Origin of the sequence: Carnobacterium funditum DSM 5970 (genome assembly GCF_000744185.1) — a bacterium.
Lineage (GTDB): Bacteria > Bacillota > Bacilli > Lactobacillales > Carnobacteriaceae > Carnobacterium_A > Carnobacterium_A funditum.
In genome coordinates, this window is record NZ_JQLL01000001.1 from 2104609 (window position 1) to 2120256 (window position 15648).

The window sequence follows — 15648 nt, forward strand, 5'->3', positions numbered from 1 at the left end:
CTATTTTTTATCACGAATTATTTAGCATAAAGCTCTTTGATTTGTTCTTGAACCGTTTTGTTCTCTAAGAATTGTTCATAAGTGGTTTCTGCACGGTCAACAACACCATTTGGAGTGATTTCGATAATACGATTTGCAATCGTTTGAACGAATTGGTAGTCATGTGATGCGAATAACATAGCGCCTTTAAATGTCATTAAACCATCATTTAAAGCTGTGATAGACTCTAAATCTAAATGGTTTGTTGGGTCATCTAAAACCAACACATTTGCTTTACTTAACATCATTTTTGATAACATACAACGAACTTTTTCGCCTCCGGAAAGAACGCCGATTTTTTTCATAACATCTTCACCAGAGAAAAGCATACGTCCTAAGAAACTACGTAAGAAAGTATTGTCACTTTCTTCTGCTGAAGCAAATTGGCGTAACCAATCTACAATAGTCATATCAGTCTGTTCAAATTCTGAAGTTGTGTCTTTAGGCAAGTAGGTTTGAGAAGTTGTCACACCCCATTTAAATGTTCCTGAATCAGGTTCCATTTCACCCATGATAATTTTAAAAAGAACCGTAATAGCAGCTTCATTCATACTGCTAAAAGCAACTTTATCATCTTTATTTAAAGCAAAAGTAATATTGCTTAATATTTTTTTGCCATCGATGGTTTTTGAGATATTTTCAACACGAATTAAATCATTCCCGATTTCTCTATCTGGAGAAAAGCCGACAAATGGGTAACGACGTGAAGAAGGTTGGATATCATCTAATGTGATTTTTTCCAATGTTTTTTTACGTGAAGTCGCTTGTTTAGATTTAGAGGCATTAGCACTAAATCGTGCGATAAAGTCTTGCAATTCTTTAATTTGATCTTCTTTTTTAGCATTAGCATCACCAGCTAATTTACTAGCTAGTTGACTTGATTCTAACCAGAAGTCATAGTTTCCAACATAAACTTTGATTTTACCAAAGTCAACATCAGCCATATGAGTACAAACTTTATTTAAGAAATGACGGTCATGGGAAACCACAATAACGGTATTAGGGAAGTTGATTAAAAATTCCTCTAACCATTCAATGGATAATTTGTCTAAACCATTGGTAGGCTCATCAAGTAAAAGAACATCTGGTTTGCCAAATAGTGCTTGAGCTAAAAGAACTTTAACTTTTTGTCCTCCTGATAGTTCACTCATTTTAGTGTCATGTAGATTTTCTAAAATGCCTAAACCTTGAAGTAAAACAGCAGCTTGAGGTTCAGCTTCCCAACCATCTAATTCTGCAAATTCACCTTCTAATTCAGCAGCACGAATGCCATCTTCATCTGTGAAATCTTCTTTCATGTAGACAGTGTCTTTTTCTTTCATAATTTCATACAAACGATCGTGTCCCATAATAACCGTTTCTAAAACGGTGTATTCTTCAAAACCGTAATGATCTTGTTTTAAAGTAGTTAAACGTTCGTCAGGGCCAAGTGCGATATTTCCAGTTGAAGGTGCAATTTCACCAGATAAAATTTTTAAAAACGTCGATTTTCCTGCTCCATTTGCACCAATTAAGCCATAGCAGTTACCGGGGATGAACTTAATATTAACTTCATCAAATAATTTTCGGTCAGAAAATTCTAAACTAACATTAGATACTGTAATCATTTAATTTACTTACCTCTATTCTATAGTATATCCAAACCATTTTAACATGGATACACATCGAAATCTATGCTAAAAAAGGTATTTCCAATATTTTAACAAAAGCTTATAGAAGTTTGTGTTCTACAAGCTTAAAATTTAATTTTTAAAGTAGAAAAGATAGAGGTACTGTGGTAAGCAACAATCTTCTTTTATCGGGATTATCCATGCAACCAACACTGTGCATGAAATCAGGAGTATCGAATTTTTTATTCGTATCATTCCAACTAATAGTTACTCTGTCAGCCATTGGATTTTTCAAATTGCTATCTTTATTGTGTTTGATTGGTTTATTTCACTCACTCATTTCCATCAATCTCCTAAAGACAAAAGAGCATAAAAATTAGAACGTTATCGCTTAACTTCAGTAAACAAGTACAAGATTAGTTTATCTTTATATAAGACATGCAATTGATTGCGGTAATTACGTGTTCGACTATAAATGCGCCATTTTTTCACAGCGGATGCTGTTAGGGACAATAAGTTAATACTGTTTAAGGATACATTTAGTAAAGAGTGGGCTTCGCTGATGATTAAGTCATCCAGCGAGTCCAGCTCCGTTTTCATTTCGGATTCTACTTTGGTTAGGACCTGGATATTTTTAGAACGATAAAGAGGATCTTTTTTTAATGTCCCCTTATCCATCTCGAAAGCAAATAATAACCCACTATCCATAGAAGGTTGATTAAGTGATAAAGGGAGTGGGAGTTCCTGAATAAGACTGGAATTACTTGCTTCAATCAAGTACATAGGTTCATCTTTTACTAGCTGCAGTAAACCTTTTTTCTCGTTGAAACTTAAAAAATAGCTATCCGTTTGATTGGCTTTACCATACTGAATTAAATCATGCTTTTTCCATTCTGTTTTGAGAGTGTAACGAGTACTCAGTTGAAGTAATCTAGGTGTCAGCTGAGTGATAGGCTCGTTAAATAGATAATAAGAAGAAACTAAGTACTCTAATAAGCCATTATCGCCAGCAGCTAAAGCCATTCGCCCATTTGTTGACAGATCAATTTGGAAAATTGGGATAGAAGAAATGCGCTCTTTCTTGGCCTCTTTAGAGATTAAAGAATAACGATAAAATCCAGAGGCATCAGAATAATATAAAACGTGATCAAAAATAGCACTATCATAAATGGGTTCTGAAAATGAAATAGACTTTTCTTTAAAAGGTTCTAAAGCTTCAATTTGAATGGTTAATTGTTCTGTAGGTTGAGGTTCAAAGTATATCATTCGGTCTACAAAAGCTAAATAGTTCATCCATTTATTCCAATCATAAATAACTAACTCATTTGTTGTTAGCCAAAGATAGAATTTACCACTGTAAAGTTGGAAATCTTGGAAGGTTCCATTAATTGTAATTTTAGTTGTTAATACATGTTCGAAATCCATTTCAATCCCTCTTTCGTAACGAGTCTTTCTTTTATCCATTGTATCATTTTTCTATCAATTTGCGGAACAAGCATGGAAAAAATTACGAAATAGTTTAGTAGGGTTGGCTATTTTAGTACAAAGTGAGACAATAAGAACAAATAAAAAATTGGAGGCTGATAAAACGATGAAAAAAGCAATTTGGCTAGCATATGAAACGACAAAAGATCAATTGGAAGCAATAAGAGAAATAGCGCCTAACTATGAATTAATCAAAGCGTGGGATGAAAAAAGTGTGACGGACTTTCCGTTAGACAACATTGAAATTATTTATGGTTGGAAAGGTCAGAAAAGCAAAGAATTACTCGGAAATAAAAACAGCAACTTAAAATGGATTCAAGGTCAAGCTGCGGGAGTAGATTTTTTAGATTTAGATAGCTTAAAGAAAAATAAGATTATCTTAACGAATGGTAGTGGGATTCATAGTATTCCTATTGCGGAATCGGTATTCGGTATGCTTTTAACCTATACAAGAGGGATAAAAGAAGCCATTAAAAATCAGAGGACAAATACTTGGAATCAAACTAAAAGTCTGATAGAGATACATGGCAAAACAATAATGATTGTCGGAACAGGAAAAATTGGCAAAGAAATTGGCCGATTGGCAAAGGCTTTTAATATGAAAACAATCGGGATAAACAGCAACGGACGTAAAGTCGAGTTCATGGATGAAACATATGCTCAAGAAGCGCTAAAGGAACAAGTATCACAAGCAGACATAGTTGTAAATATTTTACCATTAACTCAAAAAACGATTCATTTTTTCAACGATGACTTGTTTCACTCATTTAAGGATAAAACACTTTTTTTGAATGTTGGGCGCGGTCCATCAGTAGATATTTCGAGTTTAATTAGAGCTTTAGATAGCGGAAAAGTCGCTTTTGCAGGGTTGGATGTTTTTGAACAAGAACCGTTAGCAGCAGAAAGTCCGTTGTGGAATCGTGAAGATGTACTGATTACTTCTCATATATCTGGGATTGCAGAAAATTTCAAAAAACGATTGTTTGCTATTTTTGAAAAAAATCTACGTACTTATGTTGCGAATGAACCCTTAACTGAAAATGTTGTTGATTACGAAAAAAACTATTAAAAAATAAAAAAAGGGTGCGCTTTTTGCGCATCCTAATTTTTTTCTTCGATTCAGGAAACGTTAAATTAAGCTAAGCGAAAAAGACAATATTGTTTTTTATCCATTCTTCTAAAAGACTGTAGGGATAGGTTCTTAGATTGCATTTATTAAAAAGGGATAGCTTTTCTAATTATCTTTCTGATTTCTTTGACTACGTTATAAAGGGTTGTTAATCTATTTGAGGAGACAGATAACAAATTTGCCAACCAACAGAAAAGAGAATATTCAAAGGAGATGGATACAGTTTGAAAAAGACAATGATTTTAGGATTAATAGCAGTAGCTAGTCTAACCTTAGGAGCTTGTGGGACAAAAGAAAAAGAGGCCAATCAAAATGAACAAACAGCGTGGGAAGAAATTGAAGATCGTGGCGTGTTAAAAGTTGCTACGTCAGGAACCCTTTATCCTAGTTCATACCATGAAAAAGAAACAGATAAATTAACTGGCTACGAAGTTGAAGTTATTCGTGAAGTCGCCGATCGGTTAAAAGTAAAAATAGACTTTACAGAAATGGGAGTAGACGGAATGTTGACTTCTGTTAATAGTGGAGCCATAGATGTAGCAGCAATGGGAATTGATCGGGATGGAGAAGATGCGGACAAATACAATTACACTATCCCATATAAATACTCTTACGGCGCGATGGTCGTCAGGAAATCAGATAATTCAGGAATTGAAACTTTAGAGGATTTAAAAGATAAAAAAGCAGCAGGTGCAGCGACAACTTCTTACATGAAGGTCGCCCGTCATTATGAAGCAAAAGAAGTTATTTATGATAATGCGACAAATGACCAGTATCTAAGTGATGTAGCTAACGGTCGAACAGATGTTATATTAAATGATTATTACTCTCAAAAACTAGCAGTAGCAGCACTACCGGAGATTCCGGTCAAAGTGCACGATATTTTTTATAATCCTTCTGAAACAAACTACTCTATGAAAAAAGGAAACGACGAGTTAACCGAAAAAATAAATACAGCATTAGAAGAAATGATTTCTGATGGAACGTTATCAGAATTATCAAAAGAATTTTATGATGGGGAAGATGTAACCGAACAAATAGATTATGATTTTCCAGTAATTGAATTATCGGAGTAGAAAGTCGGTGTTCGTAAATGTTGGATGTTCAATGGCAATATATTTTTGATCCTATGTTAGCCCTAGATAGTTTACCGTATGTTTTAAAAGGGCTAGGATATACTTTAGGAATTTCAGTAACGAGCATGATAATAGGGATGGGGCTTGGTTTTTTTCTAGCTATTATGCGGATGTCAGATGTTAAAGTAGCTGATATACTTGCAAGAATATATATTTCCTTTATGAGAGGTACCCCTTTACTCGTCCTCTTATTTATTCTTTATTTTGGATTTCCTTTTATTGGAATTCAATTTTCAGCTGTAAACGCAGCTATTATTGGATTTAGTTTGAGTTCGAGTGCTTATATAGCTGAGATTATGCGTTCGGCGCTACTTTCAGTTGATAAAGGGCAATGGGAAGCTGCTTATGCTCTAGGACTAAAATGGGTCGTTGTTATGCGGAAAATTATTGTCCCGCAAGCGATGCGTATTGCTGTTCCACCATTAAGTAATGTCTTGTTGGATTTAATTAAAGGGACAGCTTTAGCAGCAATGATTACTGTGCCAGAAATATTTCAGCAAGCTAAGATCGTTGGCGGACGAGAATTTGATTATATGACAATGTATATCTTAGTAGCCTTAGTATATTGGGCAATTTGTAGTTTATTTGCTCTTTTTCAAAATTATCTTGAAAAAAAGATGGCTGTTTATACAAATTAAAAAACTAGCAGGATAGGCTATAAAAAAATGAAACAGTTCTTGAATAATTCATAGCTCTTCTCGAAATTCACTAAATATTAATTGTGAGGCTACTTTTCATGAAATCAATTAGAAAGGGATGGATGCGCGGCTTAATCGTACTTTCGCGGGTTCATTAGTTGGTTAAAAATTAAGCGATTTGTAAATTTAGGTAGGGTAGTCTTCTAGATGGACAAGTCAGAGAAAAAATAGCCAACTTGTCCATGCTGTTTTTTTAGACAAGTCGTATGAAAAATAAACCAAACTTATCTATTTTCATGAATAAGATGCGATAAGCTAATCGGGCTTATGAAATCGGGGTCATAACAAAGAAGTAAAGCAAGGTTAAAAAAATACGGTATGCATTTTGTAGTGACACTTGTTTTTTTAATTAGCAAAAAAATAATCCTGTAAAAAATACTATGAATAATTCAGGCAGTCTTGAAAAGATTATTCTTTTTAAGGCTTTTTTTTGTCGAGTTCATTCCCATCCAGTTATACTCGTTTCAAAAAAATAGTCTTGAAGTCATTGTCAAAAAAGGATATAGTCATAAGAAATGAAAAAAGTGTCTTAAAAAGGAGTTATACATGGTAAACACTAATGAGCAGAAACTAACACTTTCTTCGTATCTCTATATTGGTTCAATGTTATTTGGATTATTTTTTGGTGCTGGTAATTTGATTTTTCCAGTACACATGGGTCAACTTGCAGGTTCAAGCGTTAGTTGGGCAACACTAGGTTTTTTGATTACAGGTATTGGATTGCCTTTTCTTGGGGTAGTTGCAATCGGAGTCTCTAACAGCAGTGGATTATTTGAATTATCTAGTCGTATCCATCCTTATTATGGCTATTTTATGACTACAGCTTTGTATTTAACTATTGGACCATTTTTTGCCTTACCAAGAACTGGGACCGTTTCTTATGAAATTGGACTTGCTCCCTATATCGGAGAGCAGTATCAAACACTTGGGTTAGCCCTCTTTACAGTAGCATTTTTTGGATCGGCCTTATTGCTTTCTTTAAAGCCTACTAAAATATTGGTTTATGTAGGAAAAATATTAAATCCTCTATTTTTGATTTTTTTAAGTGTTTTAATGATTACAGCCTTTATCAAGCCCTTAGGTGGAATAATAGCAGCTCCTATTACTGGAAGTTATGTAACAGCTCCTTTCTCGAGTGGGTTTACTGAAGGGTACAATACAATGGATGCGTTGGCTTCATTAGCTTTTGGTATCATTGTTGTCCAGACCATTAAAGGATTAGGAGTAACAAAACCTGCTTCAATTGCTAGAGATACCATTAAATCTGGATTAATTAGCATGATTTTAATGGGGTTCATTTACGCCGGCTTAGCTTATCTTGGAACAATGAGTGTTGGACGTTTTCCAGTTTCAGAAAATGGAGGAATTGCCTTAACTCAAATCTCTCATTATTATTTTGGCTCTTTAGGCAGTATTTTATTGGCCATTATCGTCACGATAGCTTGTTTAAAAACAGCTATCGGCCTAATTACAGCTTGTTCAGAAACATTCCATGAAATGTTCCCAAAAACATTTAGCTACAAGACCTATGTTGTTATGTTCAGTATTGTGGCTTGTTTAGTAGGAAATGTTGGCTTGACAAAAATTATTAGCTATTCAATTCCGGTTTTAATGTTTTTATATCCTTTAGCTATTACATTAATTATATTAGCATTGATTTCACCCTTATTTAAAAATCGGCAAGTTGTCTATGTTACAACAACCGTTTTAACACTATTCGTGAGTATCGCAGACATGCTAAATGCTTTGCCTGATGCTATTCGTCGATTAGATGGTATCCAAAACATGTTAACATTCTATAGTACCTATTTGCCTTTGTTTGACAGTGGCATGGGATGGTTATTGCCGGCAATGGTCGGATTGATTATGGGTTGGATAATAAGTTTAGTTACGAAACCAAATGCAAAGTGATAATAAAGTAGTGTTTTATATACCCGTTCATTCTAGGAATGAAAAAGACCACTCACTTTAGATTTCATCTTTTAGATTTCATTTGACGATTAGAAAGATAAATAGACAGCAAAAAACACAGAAAGTAAGTTGTGTTTTTTTGCGGTCTATTTAACGTGATTTTTTGATAGTTTTATTGGATTTCTTAGTTAGAATCAGACTTTAATTAAATAATGTAAATAAAAAATTCAATTCCCTTAATCAGATAGAATATAATCAGATGTAAGAAATGGCTTCCCTGATTTTAGCAGAACTTGCGATTACAACGAAGACAAATGATTCTTCAAGGAAAAGGCTCAAAAGCTTGTTGAACCCAATAAGAAGAGGTTGGAAGATACGCTACAGTCCACAAGCTCATCTAAGTCTCGCTGATACATATAGTGAAGAGGAATAATTTAAACCTTATCATGCTGCTGTGGCAGGAAAAGGAGTCGCTCTTTTTTTAAAAAGACAAATTACGTAGATAGGTCTAAATAATGTAACATAATTGTAATTTAACGGTTTTAAGAAAGTTAGCCTTAATACAATTCATTATTTGAATCTTGTTTAGGTTATTTTTAATGAGGCGAGCAACGATTAACTAGTTTGCTTAACAATAAGATTTCAATGAGTTCAATAGTTCTTCAAGGGGGTTGACGATTACACCGTTGGTCTTTACGATACCCACCGTATAGAGATTGATATAAGAAAACTGTGATTCAGCGATCGTTTGTAAAGCATTTAGTTTCTTTTGATGGGTAGGTCCTTGTTGTCTAGAATCCGTATATAAACCAATAATAGGGATTCCTGTTTGGTAAGCAACACCTATCTGTAGCAACACCTACATCAATAGATGCTCCGTCTAAAACGGCAATCATAAATTGACTGCTTAATAGTTGATCCGTATCCATTTTAACAATCATGATAGAGTTAGCATAAGCATTTTTTTCAGTGATTTCCATTTGTTCTTGAGGGACATATAGCGCCAAATTAGGGTACAGGAACTTTATTTCTTTTACAAACTAATCATTGTGCATTAATCCCATCTCTGAAAATAATGGGCTTGCAAAATAGGCTTTCTTTATCATTTTCATTTCTCCTAATACGATTGTTACAAAAACAGTATACCTTAAATTGTATTTGTAACAAAAAGTAATTGTCTCGAAACATACATTAGGATTTTATCCGTTATACTAAATAATGTAGAAAAAAACAAGGAAATAAAATAAGATAAAATGAAAGGTGTTGTCAATCTGTGAAATTTAGCAAACTAGTCATAAGTTTAATGATGGCATTTTTATTAGTAGGAACAGTTCCAAATACTGCATTTGCAGCAACAAAAATGGAGAAAATAGAGGAACAGTCGTTATTGAAAAAAGAAGAAATGGTAAAATTGGATGATGAAATTAGTCAAACATTAGTGAAGGTAAATGAAAAAAATACAGAACTTGAAAACTTACAGGCGAAGATAGAAGAAAAAAAAGCAACGATTAAGCAAACAACAACAGAAATTGAAGAACAAAAAAAAGTTGTTGATACTCGTTTAGAACAAGCTAAAGACCGTTTGCAAACGATTCAAACTTCTGAAGTGAATCAAAATGTAGTTGTTTCTTTATTTGAGTCAGAAAGTGTTTCAGATTTATTTAACCGCGCATATGTTTTAGCAACATTGCAATCTGCTGGAAACGATCAGATGGATATAGCAAAAGAAGAACAAGAAAAACTAGTTATTCTACAAGAAAAAGTAACGACTGAAGCTACAGCATTAGAGAAACAAACAGACAATTCAAGAAAACAAAAAGCTGAATTAGATAGTCAGGTTGCAAGTTTACAAAAAACAATGGATGATAATCAAGAGAACTTAAATAAGTTAGATAAAGAAAAAAAAGTCGAAGAAACAAGAATAGCAGCAGCTAAAAAGGCTGAAGAAGAAGCAGCAGCTGCTGAAAAAATCAAAGTAACTCAAATCACAGCAAAATTAAATGAAGAAAAAGAAAATGAAAAAGAAACAAATGCACCAGAAACAAATAAGGTAGCTAGTTCAACACAACCAAAAACAGAAAAAAAACAAGAACCAACACCAACACCAACACCAGCACCAACACCAGCACCAGCACCAGCACCAGCGCCTTCAACAGGCAAAACAATGGTCGTTTCAGCAACAGGGTATTCTACAGCTCAACCAGGATTGAGCACCCATACTGCAACTGGAATCAATTTATTGAAAAATCCAATGGTGATAGCTGTTGATCCACGTGTCATTCCATTAGGTACAAGACTTGAAGTTCCAGGTTATGGAATTGCTATTGCAGGAGATACTGGCGGAGCAATAAAAGGCAATAAAATCGATATTCATTTCCCAACAGTTGGACAAGCATTATCATGGGGAAGGAAAACAATTACAATCAAAATTTTAAATTAAGAATTAAATGAAAGAATAGGTGAATGAGTTGGCTGAAGAAGTAGATATTGATTTTTATCAGGATAAAGATGAGTCAGCTTTTTTAGAAGCGTGGGAAGAAAAGTATGGTCCAATCACGAATGATGAAATTGATGAATTATATCAGAAAATAGCTTTAGATATCAGAGAAAAAGTTCAAACTGAGCAAATCAAACTAGGGAAAAAATATATGTATCAAGAAGTTTTAGTTGGCTATTGTGACTATAGTGCAGGTAATAATTTATTCCTATTTGGTCAATCAAAAAAATAAAGTAAATAAAAAGGCCGACAAAATAATTTTTGTCGTTTTTTTGTCTTCATTTTATGAAAAGACAAAAGCCTTTACAAATAGGAAAGAGAATTGTAAGATAATGACGTTTAGGTCGTCTAAAAGTAATGGGAGGCAAAAAAATGACCAGTCAACATATAAATCATAAGTTACAACTGCTTCCTGATTTACCTGGATGCTATATAATGAAAAACAAAGAATATGAAATTATTTATATTGGAAAAGCTAAAAACCTACGAAATCGTGTACGCTCTTATTTTAAAGGAACTCATGAAGGTAAAACTGAATTACTCGTAAAAGAGATTGTGGATTTTGAAACCATCATAACAGGAACCGATAAAGAATCTTTGTTATTAGAAATTACATTAATAAAAAAACACCAACCTAAATACAATATAAAATTAAAACAAGGAACTAGCTACCCATATCTGAAAATTACAAATGAACGTGATCCTCAATTAATCATTTCCTCTGAAGTGAAAAAAGATGGGGGTATTTATTTTGGACCTTATCCAAACGTTTATGCTGCAAGTGAAACACAACATTTCATCCAAAAAATTTATCCGTTAAGAAGGTGTAATGGGACTCAAAAAAGAGCTTGTCTCTATTACCATATGGGACAATGTTTAGGACCGTGCGATCACGAAGTACCGATTGAAGAATACAAAGCACAAATAGAAAATATCAAGCGGTTTTTAAATGGCGATGTTAAAACAATTAAAAAAGAACTACGTGCTCAAATGATTGAAGCAGCTAGCAATCAACTCTACGAAAGAGCAGCTGAATACCGAGACCAAATTCACTATATAGAAACTACAGTCGAAAGGCAGAATATTATTACAAGTGATTACACAAATCGTGATGTATTTAGTTTCTACATGAACAAGGGTTGGATTTCTATACAAGTCTTTTTTATTCGGCAAGCAACATTGATTAAACGGGAAGCGACAATTTTCCCTTGTTACGATACACCGCAAGAAGAGTTGTCATCTTATATTGTCCAATTTTATCAAGAAGAGAATCACATCCTGCCTAAAGAGATTTTAGTACCTGCAGAAATGGATACAGCAGTTTTAGCAGAAGTTTTAGGGATATCAGTTAGGATACCCGTTAGAGGACGCAAAAAAGATATGCTAGATCTTGCGACGAAAAATAGTGAAATCACACTAAATGAAAAGTTTAAGCTTATTGAAATGGACGACCGAAAAACAATTGGTGCAGTAAAAGAACTATCCGAAGCGATGAATTTACCTTACCTTACTCGAATCGAAGCTTTTGATCATTCTAATATTCAAGGAACTAATCCTGTTTCTGCAATGGTATCTTTTGAAGATGGACAACCAAATAAAAGTAATTATCGTAAATATAAAATTAAAACAGTTCACGGCAGCAATGAATTAGCAACGACTGAAGAAGTTATCCGAAGACGTTATGAACGCTTGTTACAAGAAGGCAAACCACTTCCTGATTTAATTTTGATGGATGGGGGAAAAATACAAGTAAATGCGGCTATTAATATTTTAGAAAATGAATTAGGTCTAGATATACCAGTAGCTGGAATGGTTAAAGACAACAAACATCGTACATCTTCATTAATTTACGGAGAAAATCATAAAGAAATTACGTTGAAGCCAACGAGTCAAGCATTTTATTTAGTCCAACGCATTCAAGATGAAGTTCACCGTTTTGCGATTACTTTTCATCGCCAGTTACGCAATAAAAATAGCTTATCTTCTAAACTAGATCAAATAGAGGGAGTAGGACCAAAGACAAGAACTAAGGTTTTGAAACAATTCAAGTCTTTAAAAAAAGCGAAGGAAGCAAACATCGAAGAAATTAGAGGCTTAGGTATTCCCGCAAAAGTAGCAGAACGAATAAAAAAAGAATTAGATTAAAAAAGAAGAAGGAAACCAAATTAATGGTTTTCTTCTTCTTTTTTAACTGAGCTAGTTGAAAATACTGACATACCTGAATCAGCTATAATCAAAACGTTCGCATTGATTAATCCACTTTCGCCTCTTAAAATCAAAGCATGTTTATTTTCATCAAAATCTAGCTTTATATTTTCATCTAAGAAATGTAAACTCCAACCTTGAATAGGTAAATCACCTATAGAAGTTTTAATGAGAGAATCAACTTCAGGGTCTTCTTTTTCTGTTATTTTTAAGAGGAAGATGCCGTTATTCCCGCATACACAACCAATTCGAGATTCGTAATAAATAATGAGTTTGCCAACTACGCGTTCTTTTGCTAAAGAAATTCGTTCTTTTGCGCTTTCGGTTATTTCTAAAAACATATCTCATCGCCTCCATCTAGTTAGACTAATAATAACGCAGATAAAGCATGAAATCTATTCTTGAATCCTAAAAAAGGGAGAGAAATATAAAGCTTTTAGACCGAATCACTTTATGAAAAGCGCAAGATGATGACAGACCATCGAGCATTATTTATAAAGTGGAGGTCGGGTTTATTTTTTCGGCACGTTCTAGAATAAAAATCCGGATATGTGATAGAGGTTGGGACAGGATGTCCCAACCTCTTAGTTTTATATTAATATTTTATTTAAAAAGTCTTTTGTTCGTTCATTTTTAGGATTATTAAAGACTTCTTCGGGAGTACCTTCTTCGACAATATAACCAGCATCCATAAAGATGACTCGGTCAGCAACTTCTTTAGCAAAGCCCATTTCGTGAGTGACGACCACCATAGTCATACCTTGGCGGGCTAGAAGTTGCATAACTTCTAATACATCTCCTACCATCTCAGGATCTAAAGCACTGGTTGGTTCATCAAATAACATAATATCAGGTTGCATGGCTAAAGCTCTAGCAATAGCAACACGTTGTTTTTGTCCACCTGATAAGGAGTTTGGATAATCATTAGCTTTTTCAGATAAGCCAACTGTTTCTAATAATTCTAAAGCGTGTGTTTTAATTTCTGCTTCTTTTTGATTTTTTAATTCTTTTGGAGCTAAAGTGATATTTTCCAATACGGTTAAATGAGGGAATAGGTTAAAATGTTGAAATACCATTCCAATATTTTCTCTTATTTTATTAATATTTTTTGAATGATCACTTAGATCGTTATTGTCTATAATAACTTTTCCTCCAGAAACCTCTTCTAGTTGATTAAGGCAACGTAAAAATGTACTTTTACCTGATCCAGAAGGGCCGATGATACAGACGACCTCACCTTCTTGTATTTCTACATTCAGATCTTTTAGGACTTCTAATGAGCCAAAGCTTTTTTTGAGGTTCTCTACTTTTAATTTAGTCATTGTTCAGTCTCCGTTCCAAATAAGTTGAAAACTTAGTTAGTATAGTAATAACAATTAGATACATTAAAGCGACAACTAACCACATGTTTCCTGATGAAAATGTCCGAGAAATAATAATTTTTCCTGTTTGAGTCAATTCTACTATACCAATAACAGATAAGATAGACGTGTCTTTTAATGTGATAACAAATTGATTGATAAATGAAGGAATCATAATCTTGATAGCTTGTGGAAGGACAATTTTTCTCATAGCAACATTATAAGGAAGACCTAGACTTCTAGCAGCTTCTAATTGACCCTTATCCACAGCTTGAATTCCTCCACGAACGAGCTCTGCAATGTAAGCAGCAGTGTTTAAACTCAATGTAATAATACCAGCAACTGTTGCGGAAAGACGTAAATCAAGTAGTTGAGGAATAGAGAAGTAAATGAAAAAGGCTAGGACAATTAAAGGTATGCCACGAAATAGATCGACATACAAAGAAGCAATGATGTTCAATGTTTTATTAGGTGAAGCGCTGAATAGTCCTAAGATAACACCAACAATTGCAGCAATAACGAAGGCAACAAAAGTTAAAATTAAAGTACGGCCTAACCCTTTTAAAAGTTCGCCACTATTTTCTCTAATTAAACCAAAGAAGCCAATATCTGATGCTGCAGATACAGCATCTTCACCAATGTAAGTATCTAAGATTTCTTGGTATGTTCCATTTGCTTTGATATTGATTAGTCCTGCATCAAACATTTCAAGCAACTCAGGATTCATTCCTTTGTTTACAGCAAATCCGTATTTATCACCTGGTTCAGGATCTAATGGCGTTTTTAATTTCAAACGATCATTTTTCAGTGCATATGCCATGACTGGATAGTCTTCAAAAGCAGCATCAGAATTTCCTGCTTGGACATCTTCATACATGTTTGCTGAGTCTTCAAAAGTATTTATTTTGAAATCAATATTTTTTTGAAGTGTTTCAGCAAAAGCAGAACCTGTTGTACCGGTTTTAACGGCGACTGTTTTACCAGCTAAGTCTTCATAACTTTTGATCGTATCATCGGATTCAGCGATAGCCATTACGACACCACTTTCAAAATAAGGCTCTGAAAAATCAAAGGTAGCCTTACGTTCATCCGTGATGCTCATACCAGCAATCATCCCGTCGACTTGATTGGTTTCTAAAGCTTGTAAAGATGCGCTAAAACCAAGCGGCTTAACTTCATAGTCAAATCCTTGATCTTCAGCGATAGCTTTTAAAAGATCCATATCAATGCCAACGTAATTCCCATCCGCATCCTGATATTCGAATGGAGCAAATGTAACGTCCGTTCCAATAATATATTCACCATTTTTTGTTTGTGCAGAGGCTGTCTGCGGGTTAACGGCTGTTAAAAATAGGCCTAGTATCATTATTATAGCTGGTAAAAATAACGAGCGCTTGTGAATGTTCATAAGTTTCCTCCTTTGTCATATTTTTATATTTTAATTTAAATTTAAGCAGATTGCAACCAATATATCATCTGGCAATGTAAGAACATCTGACATCGAATTTATTGGCAACTCCTTGAGTTGAATTTTATCCTGCTCTTAGTTATAGTTATGAAATAAGATTAAGGAGTGA

The 15648-nt window shown here is 34.0% G+C and carries 12 protein-coding genes and 1 pseudogene; 7 read left to right on the top strand and 6 right to left on the bottom strand.

The annotated features are described in order from the left end of the window. Positions 1–17: 17 nt before the first annotated feature. Complete coding sequence (locus BR44_RS09850; protein ID WP_034552343.1) at positions 18–1646, bottom strand: ABC-F family ATP-binding cassette domain-containing protein; 1629 nt, start codon at positions 1644–1646, stop codon at positions 18–20. Positions 1647–2033: 387 nt separating this feature from the next. Continuing rightward, entirely contained in the window at positions 2034–3113 is a 1080-nt protein-coding gene (locus tag BR44_RS09855; protein WP_245592964.1) for a hypothetical protein, read from the bottom strand. 127 nt (positions 3114–3240) lie between these two features. Between BR44_RS09855 and BR44_RS09860 the strand changes: the two genes are divergently transcribed. The 4 genes from BR44_RS09860 to brnQ all read left to right on the top strand — a co-directional run bounded on the left by BR44_RS09860 (position 3241) and on the right by brnQ (position 8008). Then, positions 3241–4203: a phosphoglycerate dehydrogenase gene (locus tag BR44_RS09860; protein WP_034552346.1), complete on the top strand. Its 963-nt coding sequence runs from the start codon at positions 3241–3243 to the stop codon at positions 4201–4203. 284 nt (positions 4204–4487) lie between these two features. After that, complete coding sequence (locus BR44_RS09865) at positions 4488–5339, top strand: transporter substrate-binding domain-containing protein (protein WP_425393561.1); 852 nt, start codon at positions 4488–4490, stop codon at positions 5337–5339. Positions 5340–5356: 17 nt separating this feature from the next. Then, a complete protein-coding gene (locus BR44_RS09870) occupies positions 5357–6037 on the top strand; it encodes an amino acid ABC transporter permease (RefSeq protein ID WP_034552348.1) in 681 nt (226 codons plus the stop codon). 606 nt (positions 6038–6643) lie between these two features. Then, a complete protein-coding gene (gene brnQ, locus BR44_RS09875) occupies positions 6644–8008 on the top strand; it encodes a branched-chain amino acid transport system II carrier protein (RefSeq protein ID WP_034552350.1) in 1365 nt (454 codons plus the stop codon). Positions 8009–8636: 628 nt separating this feature from the next. Here the strand turns inward: brnQ and BR44_RS11380 are convergent. Beyond that, positions 8637–9114: pseudogene (locus BR44_RS11380) on the bottom strand (nucleoside 2-deoxyribosyltransferase). Positions 9115–9281: 167 nt separating this feature from the next. On the opposite strand from BR44_RS11380, the gene BR44_RS09880 reads away from it, so the two are divergent. The 3 genes from BR44_RS09880 to uvrC all read left to right on the top strand — a co-directional run bounded on the left by BR44_RS09880 (position 9282) and on the right by uvrC (position 12650). Beyond that, the gene (locus tag BR44_RS09880; protein WP_245592965.1) at positions 9282–10448 is read left to right on the top strand and encodes a 3D domain-containing protein; all 1167 of its coding nucleotides are present in this window, start codon (positions 9282–9284) and stop codon (positions 10446–10448) included. Between the two features lie 19 nt (positions 10449–10467). Then, positions 10468–10737, top strand: coding sequence for a hypothetical protein (locus tag BR44_RS09885; RefSeq protein WP_211249875.1), 270 nt, complete (start codon positions 10468–10470; stop codon positions 10735–10737). 140 nt (positions 10738–10877) lie between these two features. Next, a complete protein-coding gene (gene uvrC / locus BR44_RS09890; protein ID WP_034552353.1) occupies positions 10878–12650 on the top strand; it encodes an excinuclease ABC subunit UvrC in 1773 nt (590 codons plus the stop codon). Positions 12651–12670: 20 nt separating this feature from the next. Here the strand turns inward: uvrC and BR44_RS09895 are convergent, their stop codons facing one another. From BR44_RS09895 to BR44_RS09905, 3 genes are all read right to left on the bottom strand, one after another. Next, entirely contained in the window at positions 12671–13051 is a 381-nt protein-coding gene (locus tag BR44_RS09895; protein ID WP_051912687.1) for an iron-sulfur cluster biosynthesis family protein, read from the bottom strand. A gap of 249 nt (positions 13052–13300) precedes the next feature. Beyond that, positions 13301–14032, bottom strand: a complete 732-nt coding sequence (locus BR44_RS09900) for an amino acid ABC transporter ATP-binding protein (protein WP_034552356.1) — start codon at positions 14030–14032, stop codon at positions 13301–13303. Then, entirely contained in the window at positions 14025–15479 is a 1455-nt protein-coding gene (locus BR44_RS09905; RefSeq protein WP_034552358.1) for an amino acid ABC transporter substrate-binding protein/permease, read from the bottom strand. The genes BR44_RS09900 and BR44_RS09905 overlap by 8 nt, the downstream gene beginning before the upstream one ends. Positions 15480–15648 lie beyond the last annotated feature (169 nt).